General features: G+C 71.6%; 14 protein-coding genes. 10 read left to right on the forward strand and 4 right to left on the reverse strand.

What is annotated here, in order from left to right; genetic code table 11:
- Nucleotides 1-6: 6 nt before the first annotated feature.
- The 9 genes from ACTWQF_RS06290 to ACTWQF_RS06330 all read left to right on the forward strand — a co-directional run bounded on the left by ACTWQF_RS06290 (nt 7) and on the right by ACTWQF_RS06330 (nt 8,797).
- Complete coding sequence (locus ACTWQF_RS06290; protein WP_443277859.1) at nt 7-399, forward strand: tyrosinase family oxidase copper chaperone; 393 nt, start codon at nt 7-9, stop codon at nt 397-399.
- 2 nt (nt 400-401) lie between these two features.
- Nucleotides 402-1,319, forward strand: coding sequence for a tyrosinase family protein (locus tag ACTWQF_RS06295; RefSeq protein WP_443277860.1), 918 nt, complete (start codon nt 402-404; stop codon nt 1,317-1,319).
- A 198-nt stretch (nt 1,320-1,517) separates the two neighbouring features.
- On the forward strand, nt 1,518-2,423 hold the full coding sequence (locus ACTWQF_RS06300; RefSeq protein ID WP_443277862.1) for an AfsR/SARP family transcriptional regulator: 906 nt from the start codon (nt 1,518-1,520) through the stop codon (nt 2,421-2,423).
- Nucleotides 2,408-3,244, forward strand: coding sequence for a 2-amino-3,7-dideoxy-D-threo-hept-6-ulosonate synthase (locus tag ACTWQF_RS06305; protein ID WP_443277864.1), 837 nt, complete (start codon nt 2,408-2,410; stop codon nt 3,242-3,244). The genes ACTWQF_RS06300 and ACTWQF_RS06305 overlap by 16 nt, the downstream gene beginning before the upstream one ends.
- Complete coding sequence (locus ACTWQF_RS06310) at nt 3,241-4,347, forward strand: 3-dehydroquinate synthase II family protein (RefSeq protein WP_443277866.1); 1,107 nt, start codon at nt 3,241-3,243, stop codon at nt 4,345-4,347. The genes ACTWQF_RS06305 and ACTWQF_RS06310 overlap by 4 nt, the downstream gene beginning before the upstream one ends.
- 4 nt (nt 4,348-4,351) lie before the next feature.
- Nucleotides 4,352-5,122: an amidohydrolase family protein gene (locus ACTWQF_RS06315; protein ID WP_443277868.1), complete on the forward strand. Its 771-nt coding sequence runs from the start codon at nt 4,352-4,354 to the stop codon at nt 5,120-5,122.
- On the forward strand, nt 5,119-6,453 hold the full coding sequence (locus ACTWQF_RS06320) for an AMP-binding protein (RefSeq protein WP_443277870.1): 1,335 nt from the start codon (nt 5,119-5,121) through the stop codon (nt 6,451-6,453). Before ACTWQF_RS06315 ends, ACTWQF_RS06320 begins: the two co-directional genes overlap by 4 nt.
- Nucleotides 6,454-6,472: 19 nt before the next feature.
- Nucleotides 6,473-7,531 carry an NAD(P)-dependent alcohol dehydrogenase gene (locus tag ACTWQF_RS06325; RefSeq protein WP_443277872.1) on the forward strand — a complete coding sequence of 353 codons (1,059 nt, stop codon included), beginning with the start codon at nt 6,473-6,475 and terminating at the stop codon, nt 7,529-7,531.
- 141 nt (nt 7,532-7,672) lie between these two features.
- Complete coding sequence (locus ACTWQF_RS06330; protein ID WP_443277874.1) at nt 7,673-8,797, forward strand: helix-turn-helix transcriptional regulator; 1,125 nt, start codon at nt 7,673-7,675, stop codon at nt 8,795-8,797.
- Between the two features lie 6 nt (nt 8,798-8,803).
- Here the strand turns inward: ACTWQF_RS06330 and ACTWQF_RS06335 are convergent, their stop codons facing one another.
- The 4 genes from ACTWQF_RS06335 to ACTWQF_RS06350 form a co-directional block, all read right to left on the reverse strand.
- Nucleotides 8,804-10,111 carry a phenylacetate--CoA ligase family protein gene (locus ACTWQF_RS06335; protein WP_443277876.1) on the reverse strand — a complete coding sequence of 436 codons (1,308 nt, stop codon included), beginning with the start codon at nt 10,109-10,111 and terminating at the stop codon, nt 8,804-8,806.
- Nucleotide 10,112: 1 nt separating this feature from the next.
- Entirely contained in the window at nt 10,113-10,889 is a 777-nt protein-coding gene (locus ACTWQF_RS06340) for an amidohydrolase family protein (RefSeq protein ID WP_443277878.1), read from the reverse strand.
- Between the two features lie 53 nt (nt 10,890-10,942).
- The gene (locus tag ACTWQF_RS06345; RefSeq protein ID WP_443277880.1) at nt 10,943-12,583 is read right to left on the reverse strand and encodes an FAD-dependent monooxygenase; all 1,641 of its coding nucleotides are present in this window, start codon (nt 12,581-12,583) and stop codon (nt 10,943-10,945) included.
- A 121-nt stretch (nt 12,584-12,704) separates the two neighbouring features.
- Nucleotides 12,705-13,193 carry a MarR family winged helix-turn-helix transcriptional regulator gene (locus ACTWQF_RS06350; protein WP_443277881.1) on the reverse strand — a complete coding sequence of 163 codons (489 nt, stop codon included), beginning with the start codon at nt 13,191-13,193 and terminating at the stop codon, nt 12,705-12,707.
- A gap of 86 nt (nt 13,194-13,279) precedes the next feature.
- Here ACTWQF_RS06350 and ACTWQF_RS06355 point away from each other — a divergent pair, with 86 nt between their 5' ends.
- Entirely contained in the window at nt 13,280-14,983 is a 1,704-nt protein-coding gene (locus ACTWQF_RS06355) for an MFS transporter (protein ID WP_443277883.1), read from the forward strand.
- The last annotated feature ends 280 nt before the right edge of the window (nt 14,984-15,263 follow it).

The raw sequence follows: 15,263 nt of genomic DNA on the forward strand, positions 1-15,263 counted from the left end.
AAGAAGATGAGACGACGCGAGATGGTGAAGGCCACGACGGGCCTCGGAACGGCGATGGCGCTGTCCGGGGCCGCGGGCTGGGTGATGGTCTCGGCCGAGGACGCGCCCGGCAAGGCGGCCGCCGACACCGAGGCAGCCGCAGCGCCCGTACACACCGAGACCTACCGAGGCCGGAACATCGAGATCACCGGCCACAAGGGCGCACAGACGGTCCGTATCGACGGCCGTGAGCTTCATCTGATGAAGCTCGGCGAGGACGCCTACCTCAGCGCGATGTGCCACTACGGGCCGGCCGCCGGCCCGCTGGCCGCGGCTCGCCGGGCGGTCGAAGAACTGCGCGGGGCACAGCTGTTGCCCCTGGAACACGGCGCGGGCCACTCAGGGCACCGGGGGGCGTAGGCGTGACACACGTACGCAGGAACCACCTGGATCTGTCGCGCGAGGAGAAGCGCCGCTTCGTCGCCGCCGTCAAGGAGATCAAGCGCCGCGGCTACTACGACGAACTCGTGCGCATCCACATCCGGATCAACTCCACCGACTACATCGACAAGGACACCGGCAAGCGGCTCGGGCACATCAACCCGGGGTTCTTCCCCTGGCACCGCCAGTACCTGCTGCTCTTCGAGCGGGCGCTGCGCCGCGTCGACCCCCGGGTCACCCTGCCGTACTGGGACTGGACCACCGACCACGGCGCCGACTCGCCGCTGTGGGACGAGGAGTTCATGGGCGGCGACGGACGCCCGGGCGACCGGCGGGTGATGACGGGGCCGTTCGCGCGGGACAACGGCTGGGTGCTGCGCAACAGCGTGGTCCCGGTGGGGGACGAACACCCCTCCCTCAACGGCCACTACACCCAGGACGACCGCGACTTCCTGGTCCGGGAGCTGGGCAGCCTCATTCCCGAGCTGCCCACGCCCAAGGAGCTGGCGGACACCATGGCGCTGACCGTCTACGACTGCCCGCCCTGGAACTACACCTCCGGCTCCGAGGCGCCCTACGAGAGCTTCCGCAACCACCTTGAGGGATACGCGAAGTTCCCGTGGGAGGCCCACCTGGGGAAGCTGCACGGCGCCGGGCACACCTGGGTCGGCGGCCACATGCTCTACATCGGCTCGCCCAACGACCCCGTCTTCTTCCTGCACCACTGCTTCATCGACAAGATCTGGGCCGACTGGATGCGGCTCCACCCCGACGTGCCCCACTATCTGCCCAGCGATGACACGGCTGACGTCCCATCGCTGCGCATGAAGTTGCCGCCGTGGCGCACCATGTCCCCGGCGGACCTCCTGGACCACACGCGGTTCTATCGCTACGCGTGACCGGGCGTTGCGGCCCAGCCCGTCGGTCTTCCGCCGGCCCCTCGCCGTCGTGGCTTGTCGCCGTTGCGGCGGGGACAAATTTCAGGGGCTTCGCCCCTGAAACCCCCGGCCCGCCGCGTCCGGCTATCCCGGATGTACGTGATGTGTCCCCAGAGGGCCGGCCGCGAGGGTGGAGCCCTACGCGGATGGGGAGGGCACATGGGGGACACGCAGTACCGGGTGCTGGGGCCGCTGGAGGTCGAACACGCGGGCCGGGCGGTGCGGGTGGGCGGGCTCCGGCAGCGGATCCTGCTGACACTGCTCGTTCTGGAGGCCGGCCAGGCGGTGCCGGTCAACCGGCTGATCGACGGCATCTGGGGCGAGCGGCCACCCGCCTCGGCCAAGGGACAGGTGTGGATCTGCGTCTCGAACCTGCGCGGCAGGCTCGCCGAAGCCGGTGCGGGCGAGGTCGTCGAGACGCACCCGGCCGGGTACGCCTTGCGGGCCGGCCGCGGCGAGGTGGATCTGCTGCGCTTCCGCGAACTGGCGGCCCGCGGCAGGAACGCGGCGCGCGACGGCCATGCGGAGGAGGCCGTACGGCTGCTGCGCGCCGCCGAAGCGGAGTGGCACGGCCCGCTCGGCGCGGGGCTGGACAGCGCGCTGGTCGCCGGTGCCGCCGCGCGGCTGGAGGAGGAGCGGGTCGCTGCCGCCGAGGAACGCTTCGACCTGGAGCTGGATCTGGGTCGGCACCACAGCGTCGTCGGTGAGCTGATGAGCCACGTGGCCGACCACCCCTTCCGGGAGCGGCTGTGCGCCCAGTTGATGCTGGCGCTCTACCAGTCGGGCCGGCGTGCCGATGCGCTGCGGGTCTACCGCGAGCTGCGGCTGCGGTACACCGACGAGCTCGGTCTCGAACCCGGCGAGCAGCTGCGTGCCCTCGAAGGCGCCATCCTCCGTGAACGAGTGGTACGCGCCGTATCGACCGGAGGCGCCGGAAATGCGATAGGTGCCCGAAAGTACGGCGATAGACCGTACGGCCACGCTCACGGCATATCGCTTCCCGTCCTGAAGCAGGAGAAGCCGCTTCCCGTTCTCGAGCAGGAGAAGGAATGGCAACGGAACTGAACACGCCGTTCGGCCGCAGGCTGCGGCTGCGGCGGCTGTACGGAGGTGACTCCGCGCGGCTGCTGATCGTGCCGCTGGACCACTCCGTGACCGACGGGCCCGTCACCGGCGGAAGGCGGCTCGACGACCTCGTCGGTGAGCTGGCCGCGAGCCAGGTCGACGCGGTGGTGCTGCACAAGGGCAGCCTGCGCGCCGTCCGCCCGGGCGTCTTCCGCGACACCTCGCTGATCGTCCATCTGAGCGCCAGCACGGTGCACGCCGCCGACCCGAACGCCAAGTACCTGGTGGCAACGGTGGAGGAGAGCGTGCGGCTGGGCGCCGACGCGGTGAGCGTCCATGTGAACCTCGGCGCGACCGAGGAGCGCCAGCAGATCTCGGACATGGCCGCCGTCGCCGAGGCTTGCGACCGCTGGAACGTGCCGCTGCTGGCAATGATGTACCCGCGCGGCCCCAAGATCCGCAATCCGCGTGACCCGGAGCTGGTCGCACACGCCGTCAGCCTCGCCGCCGACCTCGGCGCCGATCTGGTGAAGACGATGTACGTGGGCTCCGAGGCCGAGATGCGCGATCTGACCCGCGCGGCGCCGCTGCCCGTCGTCGCGGTCGGCGGCCCGCGTGCCGCCGACGACAGCCACGTCGTGGCCTACGTGGAGGAGGTGCTGCGCGGCGGCGCTGCGGGCGTCGCCATCGGGCGCAACATCTTCCAGGCCCCCGACCCGGGCGCGCTCGCGGCCCGGCTCGCCTCCGTCATCCACGCCGACCGTGTTGATCAAGTATCGGTCCGCGCAACCGTTCCCACCCCTCAAGGAGTGCTGTCATGAAGCTGAGTTGGCTGGACATCCGCGGCCTCGGTGAGCTCAAGGAAGCCGTCCTGCAAGAAGCGCTGCACTACCGGGTGGAGGGTGTGGTCGCCGACGACCTCGCCGACCTCGCGGAGCTGCCGCCCACGCTCAGCAAGATTTACTTCCCGGCCGGCGGTGCGCTGCCCGAGGAGTTCGGCGAGGCCACGATCGTCATCGTCGACCCGGCTCGGCACGGCATCGCCCCCGCCGAACTCGCCCTCAAACACCCGCAGATCGAGTTCGGCCGGTTCGTCGAGATCATCGACGCGCCCACCCTGGAAGAGGCGTGCGACGCGGCCAGGACCGAGCGGTGGAGCGTACTGCTCTTCCGGGACCCGACGAAGATCCCGCTGGAGATCGTGATCGCCGCGGCGGCCCGCTCCACCGGGAGCCTGGTGACGGTCGCCCAGGACGTCGAGGAGGCCGAGATCATCTTCGGGGTCCTGGAACACGGCTCGGACGGTGTGATGATGGCGCCCCGCCGGGTCGGTGACGCCGCGAAGCTGAAGGCCGCCGCACAGGCGGAGGTGCCCGACCTCCAGCTGACCGAGCTGGAGGTGGTGGGCACCGAGCACATCGGCATGGGGGAGCGGGCCTGCGTCGACACCTGCAGCCACTTCCGGGAGGACGAGGGCATCCTGGTCGGCTCGCACTCCAAGGGCATGATCCTGTGCGTCAGCGAGACCCACCCGCTGCCCTACATGCCCACCCGCCCGTTCCGGGTCAACGCCGGCGCCATCCACTCCTACACGCTCTCCAAGGACGAGCGCACCAACTACCTCAGCGAACTCCAGGCGGGCAGCAAGGTGATGGCCGTGGACATCAAGGGCAGCACCCGGATGGTCACCGTCGGCCGCGTCAAGATCGAGTCCCGGCCGCTGATCTCCGTGGACGCGGTGGCACCGGGCGGCCAGCGGGTCAATCTGATCCTCCAGGACGACTGGCACGTCAGGGTGCTCGGCCCGGGCGGCACCGTGCTCAACAGCACTGAGCTCAAGCCCGGCGACCGGGTACTGGGCTATCTGCCCAGCGAGGACCGTCACGTGGGCTACCCCATCGACGAGTTCTGTATCGAGAAGTGATCCCGTGACCGGTACGGAGCACACGCCGGTGTTCGACTCCCATGCGCACCTCGCGGGCGCGGACGGAGCCACCGAACGGCTGCTGCGGACCATGGGCAGCAACGGCATCAGCCGTGCCGTCGTCGTGGCGGGCGGCGCTGTCGATCCCGACCGGCTCTCCCGTCAGATCATCGAGGGCGGCCACGTCGTCGACGACGCCGACAACGACGCCGTGCTTGCCGGATGCGCCCGCTCCGGCGGCCGGCTGGTGCCGTTCTTCTTCGCCAACCCGCACCGGCACTGCGCCGACTACCGGGCGGCGGCCGGGGCGTTCCGCGGGCTGAAGCTGGCGCCCTCCGTGCACGGCGTCGGCCTGCTCGACCCGCGGACCAAGGCACTGGTCGAGCTGGCGGACGCCCGGCGGCACGGCGTCTATCTGCACTGCCTCCAGCGCCCCGGCTTCGGGGTGGCCGAACTGGTCCGGCTCGCGGCGGAGTTCCCCACCGTCACCTTCGTGCTCGGGCACGGCGGGGTGGGCGACATGGACCTGTACGGCGTCGAGTTGATCCGGCCCCGGGCCAACGTGCTGCTGGAGACCTCCGGCTGTCTGAGCGTCGTCGTACGGACGGCGCTCGACCGGCTGGGCCTCGACCGGGTGCTGCTGGGCACCGAGTACCCCCTCCAGCACCCGGCCGTCGAGCTGGCCAAGTACCGGGCGCTGGAGCTTCCGGACGCGGTGTGGCACCGCGTGACCTGGCAGAACACCTGCCGACTCATAGGAGAAGACGTCCCGTGAACCCAGTGGAGACCACCCCGGCCCTCGCCCTGCCGCCGCCGCTCGGCGCCTGGGAGTCGTTCGCCGGCCTGTACGCGTTCCAGGATGCGCGCCTGCCGGCAGCCGTCGAGCTGGCCCGGCGCTCGCCCTTCAACCGGCGACGGCTGGCGCACCTGGGCCCCGGGGCGACCGTCGCCGACCTCGAGCGCTTACCGCTGACCACGAAGGACGACCTGCGGGCGCAGTACCCGTGGGGCATGCTCGCCCTCGAACGCCGCGACCTGGCCACCTACCACGAGTCCAGCGGCACCTCGGGCGAGCCCACGCCCTCCTACTTCTCCGAGCGCGACTGGCACGACGTCACCGACCGCTTCTCCCGCAACGCCGTCGGCCTCGGCTGTGACGACACCGTCCTGGTACGCACCCCGTACGCGATGCTCACCACGGCCCACCAGGCGCACCAGGCGGCCCGCAGCCGGGGCGCGACCGTGATCCCCGCCGACAACCGCTCGCTGGTGATGCCCTACGCACGGGTCGTCCGCGTCCTGCACGACCTGGGCGTCACCGTCGCCTGGTGCCTGCCCAGTGAGGCCCTGCTGTGGGCCGCGGCAGCCCGCGAGGCCGGGTACCGGCCCGAGCGGGACTTCCCGGCACTGCGGGCCTTCCTCGTCGCGGGCGAACCGCTGAGCGAGGCCCGGCGCGCCCGGATCAGCGAGCTGTGGGGCGGCGTACCCGTCCACCAGGACTACGGATCGACAGAGACCGGCAGCCTGGCGGGCGAGTGTCCGGCCGGCCGGCTGCACCTGTGGGCCGACCGCTTCCTCGCCCAGGTCCACGACCCCGCCACCGGAACCGGCGCCCGCGAGGGACGCGGCCGGCTCGTCATCACCACGCTCTACCGCGAGGCGATGCCGCTGGTCCGTTACGACCTCCAGGACACCGTGGAGATCTCCGCCGCCGACTGCCCCTGCGGCTGGCAGCTGCCCACCGTTCGGGTGGCCGGACGCTCCGGCGACGGCTACCCGGTCGGCGGACGCAAGGTCACCCCGCAGCAACTGGAGGAGCTGGTCTACCGGCTGCCCGTGGAGTTCGGGGTGCTGTTCTGGCGCGCCCGGGTGCGGCCCGACGCGGTCGAGATGGAGATCGAGACCGCCGACGGCCGGGGCACGGCAGCCGCGGCCCGGCTGACACACGCCCTGCGCTCGGTGCTCGGGGTCGGTTCCCGGATACGGGCGCTGCCGCCGGGCGGCCTCGTCTCCCGCGAAGAGCTGTGCCGCTCACGCGAGTTCGTCAAACCGCGCACCGTCTTCGCGGCCGACGAGGACTGGGGCCGCGCGGTCCACTACTACTGACCTGACCGGGAGACGCGCAATGCCATCCCTCACCACCCGGCTCGACCGGGTCCCCGCCTACATGGCGCCGAAGGCGGGAGCGCCGCTGGAACCGACCGTCATCACCCGGCGCCCACCCGGCGAGCACGATGTGCTCATCGAGATCCGCTACAGCGGCATCTGTCACACCGACCTCGACCAGGTGCGCGGCGACTGGGGACCGGGCATCTACCCCATGGTTCCCGGGCACGAGATAGCGGGCGTGGTCGCCGCGGTCGGCGAGGGCGTGACCCGGCACGCCGTGGGCGACCGGGTCGGCGTCGGCTGCTACGTCGAGTCCTGCGGCAGCTGCGCCAACTGTGCTGCGGGCGCCGAGCAGTTCTGCCCGCGTATGACCTCCACGTACAACGCCGTCGGCGCCGACGGGCGGCCGACGTACGGGGGCTACAGCACCCATATCGTCGTCGACGAGCGCCATGTGCTGCGCCTCCCCGCCGAGCTGCCGCTGCACCGGGCCGCACCGCTGCTGTGCGCCGGGGTCACCATGTACGCGCCGCTGCGCCGCTGGCGGGTGCGGCGGGGCACCCGGGCCGCCGTCGTCGGCATGGGCGGGCTCGGGCATCTGGGCGTCCGGCTGGCACGGGCGATGGGGGCACAGGTGACGCTGCTGAGCGGCAGCCCCCGCAAGGAGGCGGACGCGCGCCGGCTGGGCGCCGAGCACTTCCATGTGCTGCGCGGACCGGAGGACTTCGCCCCGCTGGCCAGCTCCTACGACCTCATCCTCAACACCGCGCCTGCCCGCGTCGACCAGGACGCGTATCTGTCGCTGCTGGCCGTCGATGGCGTGCTGGTGCATGTGGGTATCGCCGACGCGCCTGCCTCTGTTGGCCCCTTCTCTCTGGTGTACGGCAGGAAAGCGGTCGCCGGTTCCATGATCGGTGGGCTCCGCGAGACTCAGGAGGCCCTCGACTTTTGTGGGGGCGCCGGGATCGGGGCCGAGGTCGAACTCATTGATGCCGCCCGCGTGAATGAGGCCCTCGCGCGGATGGAGGGCGGGGATGTCAGGTACCGCTTTGTCATTGACGCGGCTACGTTTTGAGGGAGCGACCGGAGGTTGCCGGTAAGGGGGTTGCCCCTGTCTGTCGCTTGCGGTCTGCGGGTTCGTTGTGGCTTGTCGCGCAGTTCCCCGCGCCCCTGACGGGGCGCAGCACCCCATGCCGGGTAGAGCGAAGGAGGGGTCATGAGTGGTGCTGGTCCGCGGAGGGCGGCGCGGGAGAGGGACGGGCTGCTCAGCGGTGTGGCCCGCGCAGCGGATGCGGGGGAGTTGTTCGCCCTCGCGGCTGAGCGGCTGCGCCGGGCGGTGCCGCACGATGCGGGGGTGTGGCGGGTGACGGACCCGGTGAACGGGATGATGACGGCGCCGGTGCACGCGGAGAACATCGACGATGCGGAGTGCGCCGCCTACTGGGAGTGCGAACTCCTGGACGAACAGATCAACCGCTTCCGCGATCTGGCCCGCGCCCCGCTGCCCGTCTCCGGGCTGTGGGAGTCGGCGCAGGGCCGGCCGACCCGCAGCGCGCTCTACCACGATTTCCTGAACCCGCGCGGGATGCAGGACGAGTTGCGTGCCGTGCTGCGCGTCGGCAGTACGACGCACGGCTACATCAGTCTGTTCCGCGAGCGGGGCCGGGCGCCCTTCACCGCTGCCGACAGCCGCTTCGTCGGCTCGCTCGTCACCCCGCTGGCCCGTCGGCTGCGCGCGTTCCACCTGCCGCTGGAGAGGCCCGCCGCACACCGTGCCGACCAGCCGGGGCTGCTGCTCTTCGACACCGACGGCTCGCTCGTCTCCGTCAACGAGGCCGCGCTGGGCTACCTCAACGACCTCCCGGACGTGCCCACCACCCCCTCCGGGCTCGGCTACCGCATCCCGGTCTGGATCCACAGCACCGCCATGCAGGCCCGGGCCCTGGCGCGGTCCGGGGAGCGCGGCGACGCCAGGATCCGGCTGCGCACCACCGCGGGACAGTGGCTGATCTGCCATGCCTCGTGCCTGCGTTCGGCGGACGGAACGCTGCAGTCCTTCGCCGTCGTCATCGAGCCGGCCGGTCTGGGCGAGATCATGCCGCTGGTGGCCGGCGCCTACGAGATGTCCGTACGGGAGCTGGAGGTGACCCGGTGCGTCGCCCGCGGCATGTCGACCGAGGCCATCGCCCGCAAGCTGTACCTCTCGCCGCACACGGTGCGCGACCACATCAAGGCGGCGTTCGAGAAGGTGGGCGTCACCAGCCGCGGCGAGCTGGTCGGCAAGCTGTTCATCGAGCACTACGCCCCCCTCGCCGAGGAGGGCGCAGACTCGGCCGGCTGACGCGGGTCACTGGTACAGCAGCGCCTTGTCCCAGTCCTCGTCCGGTCCGAACAGGCCGCGGGGCTTGACCACGTCGGGCATCGCCCGCAGCAGCTCGGTGGGCAGCAGCCCGCCGGGTGGCAGTGCCGTCACCCGGGTGGGCACCCCCAACCGGTCGCGGATGGCCCGGTCCAGCCGGTCCGCAGCGCCCGCGGCGCGGTCCGGAGCGGCCTCGATTTCCACGCGCAGCACATCGGGCTCGGCGCGGGCCCGCCAGAAGAGCACCTCGTCCTCGTCCGGCAGCCCGAAGACCAGCTCCTCCAGCCGGTGCTGGGTCACCGTACGCCCGCCCACCGGGAACCCGAAGGCGGAGCGACCCAGCACCGTGACGGTCGGCAGCTGCCAGCCGCACGGGCACTCCTCGTACGACACCTCGACGGTGTCCTCCAGGTTGTAGCGGACCAGCGGCATGGCCTCCCGGAAGAGGGTGGTCACCACCAGCTGGCCGGACCCCTCCGGTGCGCACCGGCCGGTCGCCGGGTCGTACACCTCGAAGCGGGCCCGGTCCGCCCACAGATGCAGCCGCCCCGCCGGGCACTCACCGGCGAGGGTCCCGGTCTCGGTGGATCCGTACTCCTCGACGACGGGCACGCCCCACAGCCGGCTGATCCTGCTGCGGCGCGCGGGACTGAGCGGCTCGCCGCCGACGAACAGCGCACGCAGGGCCGGGAAGTCACGCCCCGGCTCGTACCCCGCGGCCCGCGCACCGGCGGCCCACAGCAGGCACTCGGTCGGCATCGACCAGGTGAGGGTGACCTCAAGATCGTGCAGGGCCCGCACGATGCGCGAACAGGGCGTCGCCAGCGACCGATTGTCGCCGGGCACCACCGTGGCGCCGTTCAACCGGGCGGCGGCGTGCGCGAGATGACCGGTCAGCAGCAGTGCGTAGGGGGTTCTGACCAGCAGCGTGTCGGCGGGGGTGATGCCCACGTGCTTGCGGGCGAAGCGTTCGGCCAGGTCCTGCCAGTCCTCGGCGGTGTAGTAGGAGGGGGTGGGCTGCCCCGCCGTACCGCTGGACTCGTGGTAGGTGGCCAGCCGTTCGCGTTCCACCGCCAGCAGGCCGAACGGGTAGTTGTCGCGTAGGTCCTGCTTGCTGGTCAGTTCCAGCCCGGCCAGGTCGGCGGGGTCGGCCGGGGTCGGCCCGGAGCCGAAGCGCTGGGCGTAGAAGGGGGAGCGGGCGGCCCAGGAGAGGGTGAGGGCGAGCTGCTTCTCCTGCCCGGCCAGCAGCTCCTCGGCGCTCGTCCAGTCTCCCAGTTGCGGCAGGTGCGCGTTCATGTCAGGTCCTTCCGAGTCCGAGTATGCGGTGCGCGTTCTCCCGGACGGCCCGGGCCACGGCGGTGGCGTCGAGGCCGAGTGCGGCGAACTTGGCCAGCTCCACGCCGGGGTCCTGCAGGGGATGCTCCGAACCGAACAGCACGCGGTCGGCGCCGAGCCGCTCCAGCGCCGCACGGAGCGTCACGGTGTAGCCCCCGGACGTCTCGACCAGCACATTGGGGCTCCCGCGTACCAGCTCGATGCCGTACACGTCGATGTTCCCGATGCCGCAGTGGCCCAGCACGAACGTCACCGAGGGGAAAGCGGCGGCGAGATGCACCAGGTCGGGGACGCCGGAGCCGGGCAGGGGCAGACAGACGGTGTAGACGCTGTGCCCTGCCCGGCCCGCGGTCTCCACCAGCTGCTCAGTGCGCGGATCCGCCAGCGGTACGCCGTGCACCGCGGGCGACACCTCCATGGCGGCGTACCGCGCGGCCTGCTCGGCGTAGGCGCGCGGGTTGTGCGGGTTGGCGAAGTAGCAGGGGACCAGCCGGTCGGAGTGGGTCTCGCAGGCGTCCAGCAGCGCGCTGTTGCCGGCGTCGTCCGTCACCCCGCCGCCTTCCAGGAACTGCCGGGAGATCCGCTCCAGCGGCGCCGTACCGCCCGCCGTCACCAGGGCCCGCCGGATACCGTGCGCGTCCATGGTGGCCAGCAGCGCGGCGGCGGCCTCGGCTCCCGGCCGCAGCCGGACCCGGAAGTCGAACGCGGCGCCGCCGCCGGGCAGTCGGCCTGCTGTCATCACGGGCGTCACCGCTCTGGCAGGTGACGTTGCGGAGGGTGGGTCGGCCAGGGTCACGGCCGCCGCCCTTCGGTCACGTTGCCGCTGACCTGATCGAGGACCTCGCTCCAGTCGGCGGGCGGCGTCTCGCCGCGCCAGGCGATGTGCTGGTCGGGACGGACCAGGACCAGGGACCGTTCCCACACCCCCCGCGCGTGTGGGTCGTCCACGGCCAGTACGTCCAGCGGGATGCCCCGCTTGTCGGCGGCCGTGGCCGCGTCCCGGCCGAGCTCCTTCCCGGAGAAGTCGACCAGCGTGAACCCCCGGGAGAGCCGGTCGAGCAGCGGTGTGCCGTCCGGCAGCCGCACGCTGGGCGCCCGGGAACCGGGCCAGGTCGAGGGGGTGATGCCGGTCCACCGCCAGGTGGGCGGCGCTTCGCCGGTGTCCGTCTGCTCGGCCAGGACGAGGGGCGAGGAGCTGTAGCGGTAGCCGAAGTGGATGCCGGTGTTCTCGATCTGGTAGCGCTCCTGGGCGAGATAGCCCGCCAGATGACTGGGCGGTGCGCCTGCTGCCGCCAGCTGCGGGAAGCGCTGCCAGACCTCCAGCAGGTTGAAGCACATCTCGCGGTTGAACAGCGCGACCGGCCGCCGTTCGGCCTCGTACGACTCCAGCAGCGCGGGACCGCCCCAGCCGTGCAGCACCCCCGCCAGCTTCCAGCCCAGATCGACGGCGTCAGCCAGCCCGGTGTTCGCCCCGTGTCCCCCCATCGGGTAGAACTCGTGCGCCGCATCGCCGGCGAGGAAGACACGACCCTCGCGGTAGCGCTCCGCCACCCGCATCCGGCCCCGCCACCGGGTGACTTTCAGGACCTCCTCGACGGTGATGTCGGTGCCCAGCCGACGGCTGAGCACCCCGATGGGGTCGCGTTCGAAGTCGGTGTCGTCCAGCTCCGGGAAGAAGGCGGTCCAGGTGTCCTTCTCGTCCCGGGAGACCAGCGTCGCGCCGCCCGCCGAGATGCCCAGGAAGTATCTGCCGTACGGGCGCAGCCGCGGGTCCGTGCTGCGGAAGTAGACATCGCAGTGATCGGTCTCCGGGCCGACGGTGGGCATGGCGATGCCGGTGCCGCGCCGTACCGCGCTGCCCGCGCCGTCGCAGCCGACCACGTACTGGGCCCGAACCTGGTACTCCTCGCCCGTGGCCATGTCGGTCAGCGTCGCCGCCAGGGTGCCGTCCCGCTGCCGGGTCAGCTCCCGGAAGGCGGTGCCGGTGCGCAGCTCGACCAGCGGCTGCTCACCGGCCCGGCGGCGCAGCAGCTCCTCCAGGACGTTGCCCGGGAGCCGCTGGTACGGCTCCAGCGGCGCGGTGCCGTCGTTGGTCCGCGCGATGTGGGCGAACGCCTCGTCGACGGAGGGGTGTGTCCACTCGTCGACCGGCGGCTCGGCGAAGCTGCGGAACCACTGGAAGTTGAACGAGTGCCGGGCGGGTACGCCGCCGGCGCGGATCTCGTCGGCCACGCCCAGGCGCCGGAACAGCTCCATGCTCCGGCCGTTGACGAAGTCCATCTTCGGATGCGGCGACGGTGCGCCGTGCCGTTCGACGAGGAGGCAGGCGACGCCGTGGTGCGCCAGCTCCAGTGCGAGAGTCGAGCCGACCGGGCCGGCCCCGACGATCAGGACGGGGACGGGCCGTTCGGCCGAAGCATGCCGTTTTCCCATGCCCCGCACCCTGCCGGGCCCGCCGCCGGAGCACATCCCGCGATCCCGTCACGCAATCACGCCACTCCCCGCGGGGTGCGATTCCCTGCGGGGTGCCCCGTCATGCCCACAACCGGGGGATTCATTTCTCCGAGCGGAGGCGCTCCGTCAATACAGGGAGCGCTTCGCTGAAGGAGCGCAGATAGTCCAGCACCGTTGCCAGTTCGTCCTCGGAGTGGGTCTGGCACCAGGCGTCGAGTGCGTCGAGGACGGGCGAGTAGAGCGCGCCGGTCCGCTCCCGCTGGGCGCTCTCGGGGTGGATGATCACCTTGCGCCGGTCGGCCGGATCCTTGCTGCGGCGGGCGAACCCGGCCTGCTCCAACCGGTCGACGACGCCGGTGACGGCGCCCGTGGTCAGCCCGGTGAGTTCGGCGAGCCGGCCTGCGGTGAGCGGGCCCGCGTGGTCGAGCACGCCGAGGCAGAGCAGGTCCGTGCTGCCGATGCCGAGCCGCGCCGCGACGGCCTGGTCGGCCAGTGCCTGCCGGGTGGCCACCGTGCGGGCCTCTTGGTAGATCGCCCGCGTCAGCTCCCGGCGGTGCGGGCCTCCTGAGTGTGCGTGTGTGTTGCCCAATGCGGTTGCACTTCCCTCACGTCGTAAATATCTTAGGAACTAAGGTAACCAAGCTAGCACTGATCTGCCTCGAAGGGACCAGCAGCATGAGCAGTGAAGCAACGACGGCCACCGGCCCGCCCGAAGCCCCGCCGCGGAGCGGGAGTTCGCGCGGCGTCCTCACCGTTGTCCTCATCGCCGTCTTCGTCGACGTCCTGGACGCGAACATCGTCAACGTCGCCATCCCCGCCATCCAGCGCGACCTGGGAGCCACCAACTCGGCCATCCAGTGGTCGCTCATCGGCTACACCCTCCCCTTCGCCCTCATGCTCATCACCGGCGGCAGGCTCGGTGACATCTTCGGCCGCAGGCGGCTGTTCCTGCTGGGCATGGCGGGTTTCACCGCGGCCTCCGTGTTATGCGGTACGGCAGTCTCGCCCGGGATGCTGATCACCGGACGCGTCGTGCAGGGCGCCATGGCGGCCATGATGGTGCCTCAGGTGCTCTCGATCATCGCGGCCACCATTCCGCCCGCCAAACGCGGCGGAGCCTTCGTCCTCTACGGAATGATCGCGGGAACCGCCAACGTCAGCGGTCCCATCCTGGGCGGGCTGCTGCTCAAGGCCGATCTGTTCGGGCTCGACTGGCGGCCCATCTTCCTGGTCAACCTGCCCGTCGGTATCTGCGCCTTCGTCATGGCGGTGCGGCTGCTGCCGGAGAGCCGGAGCGAGAAGCCGCTGCGGCTGGACCCGCTGGGTGTCGTCCTGATCACCGGCGCGCTGCTCGCCGTCCTCTATCCGCTGCTCCAGGGCCGGGAGTTGGGCTGGCCCGGCTGGGGCTGGGGCCTGATGGTCGCCGCGCTCCCGGTGATCGGCCTCTTCGTCGTGTGGCAGCGCCGCAAGCAGGCGGCGGACGGTTCGCCGCTGGTGCCGCCCTCGCTGTTCCGGCTGCGTGCCTTCAATGCCGGGCTCGTGGTGATGCTCAGCTTCCTCACCGCGATCATCGGCTTCTTCCTCATCATGACGCTCTACCTCCAGCGCGGACTCGGGTACTCACCGCTGGCCGCCGGTGCCGCGAGCCTGGCCTGGCCGATCGGCGTCACCCTCGCCGCCATCTTCATCAGCAACGCCGGGACCGCGCCGAAGCGGATCGTGGTCACCCTGGGCGCCGTCGGTATGGTCGTCGGGCTGTTGCTGCTGATCGGCACCATCGAGCTGGCCGGCACCGACCTCAGCGGCTGGTATCTGATCCCCTCGCTGCTCGTCGGCGGCCTGGGCATGGGCCTGGTGATGGCGCAGGCGACCAACGTCAGCCTGCTCGAAGTGCCCGGCTCCGACTCGGGAGCGGCCTCCGGAGTCTTCAACGCGGTGATGCAGGCGGGCGGAGTGGTCGGCGTCGCCGTCATCGGGGTGCTGTTCTTCGGCGCCGTCGGCTCGCAGGCGGGCCCCGGCTCCGACGCGGTGGTCGCCGAACTCCGGCGCGACCTGCGCGCCGCCGCCATCACCGGCACCGCACAGGATCGGGTCGTCGGCGCCTTCACCGCCTGCCACGAGCGGCAGATGGCAGATCAGGAGGGTGCGGCAGCGCCGCGGGGCTGCCCCGCGGCGCTGGAGGTTGTTCCCGGGCCGGCCCGCGCGGAGGCCGGCCGGGCGCTGGCCACCGCGGCGGATGAGGCTCGCGCCCATACCTACACCAACGCGATGCAGCGCACGCTGTGGTGGGACGTCGGGTTGCTGGTCGTCGTCACCGCGCTGACGTCCCTGCTCCCTCGCGGCGGCACCCCTGAGGGATCGCCCCAACATTCGGGCTGAGCCCGCCGACCCCTTGCCGCTGCAGCTGAACACCGCTGCGGCGGCCAGGTGCGTGCCCGGCGGCTCTTGCGTACCCCGCATGGGGGCTGCGCTTGCCCACCCTGCGCCCTGGGGGTACCCCCTGCTCGAAGAGCTTGGGGGAGCAGACTGCCCAAGCACAGTAGGGGACCCGCGCCCCGTCAGGGGCGCGGGGAACTGCGCGCCAAGCCACAACGCACCTGCAGCCCGCGGACGACAAGCAGGGGCACCCCCTCATCGGCACAAAGGAGGGCCGCAGCAA

The sequence above is a fragment of the Streptomyces sp. 8N114 genome, assembly GCF_052245835.1.
Classification (GTDB): Bacteria; Actinomycetota; Actinomycetes; order Streptomycetales; family Streptomycetaceae; genus Streptomyces.